Here is a 1,478-nt window from a genome sequence, read left to right on the forward strand (position 1 = left end):
ACATCGCGTGTATGTTAACACTCAGGGGCACCCCTTCTCCCGAAGTTACGGGGCTATTTTGCAGAGTTCCTTAACGAGAGTTAGCCTGTCCGCCTTAGATTTCTCATCCTGACCACCTGTGTCGGTTTCGGGTACGGGCAGTCATATTTTAACGTTAGAAGCTTTTCTTGGCAGCGTGGGATTTGTACATTCATCTTACGACTATATATCACACCTCAAATCTAACTTGACGGATTTGCCTATCAAGTCATTCTACATGCTTTTACGGAAACTACCGTTCTTCCGCGTACATACCCTTCTGCGTCCCTCCATCACAAAATATGACTGGCACAGAAATATTAATCTGTTTTCCATTCGCCTACGCACTATAGCCTCGGCTTAGGTCCCGGCTTACTCAGGGAAGACAAGCTTTACCCTGAAAACCTTGGTCTTCCGGCGGGGAGGATTCTCGCCTCCCTTCTCGCTACTTATTCCTGCATTCTCACTTCTGATACCTCCAGAGTTGCTTACGCTTCTCCTTCAACGGCCTACAGAACGCTCTCCTACCAATTGCTTGCGCAATTCCACAGCTTCGGTTTATAACTTAGCCCCGTTACATTGTCGGCGCAGAGACTCTCGACCAGTGAGCTATTACGCACTCTTTAAAGGTATGGCTGCTTCTAAGCCAACCTCCTGGTTGTTTATGAATCTCCACCTCCTTTCCCACTTAGTTATAATTAGGGACCTTAGCTGGTGGTCTGGGTTGTTTCCCTTTTGACAATGGAAGTTAATTCCCATAGTCTCACTCCTGAGCTTTGAATTATGGTATTCGGAGTTTGATTGGATTCAGTAAGCAGTATGCCCCCTAGTCCATTCAGTGCTCTACCCCCATAATTAAACACTCAAGGCTGCACCTAAATGCATTTCGGAGAGAACGAGCTATCTCCTAGTTCGATTGGCTTTTCACCCCTAAACCTACCTCATCTCCCAACTTTTCAACGGCGGTGAGTTCGGGCCTCCACTGTGTCTTACCACAGCTTCACCCTGGACAGGCTTAGATCACCAGGTTTCGCGTCTACGCCCAGCGACTAAAATCGCCCTATTCAGACTCGGTTTCCCTTCGGCTCCGTTAAACTTAACCTCGCCACTGAACGTAACTCGCAGGATCATTCTCCAAAAGGCACGCCATCACCCCGAAGGGCTCTGACCGCTTGTAAGCACATAGTTTCAGGTTCTATTTCACTCCCCTCCCGGGGTTCTTTTCACCTTTCCCTCACGGTACTATACGCTATCGGTTAGTAAGAGTATTTAGCCTTACGAGATATGGTCCTCGCAGATTCACACAGAATTCCTCGTGTTCCATGTTACTTGGGAGAGAACGGACAAGTTAATGAGTTTACCTGTACAGGATTATCACCTTCTACGATCTAGCTTTCCAACTAGTTCCAGTTCAGTCATTAACATTGTTGAGTACGTTGCAGTTCCTCGTAGTTCTTCCC

At 47.4% G+C, this 1,478-nt stretch carries 1 rRNA gene; it reads right to left on the reverse strand.

Annotated elements, in window-relative coordinates:
- Positions 1 to 1,478: ribosomal RNA gene (locus ABNK64_RS11035) — 23S ribosomal RNA — on the reverse strand; the annotation flags it as partial.

It is taken from the genome of Fusobacterium sp. SYSU M8D902 (assembly GCF_040199715.1).
In the GTDB taxonomy this organism is placed as follows: domain Bacteria; phylum Fusobacteriota; class Fusobacteriia; order Fusobacteriales; family Fusobacteriaceae; genus Fusobacterium_A.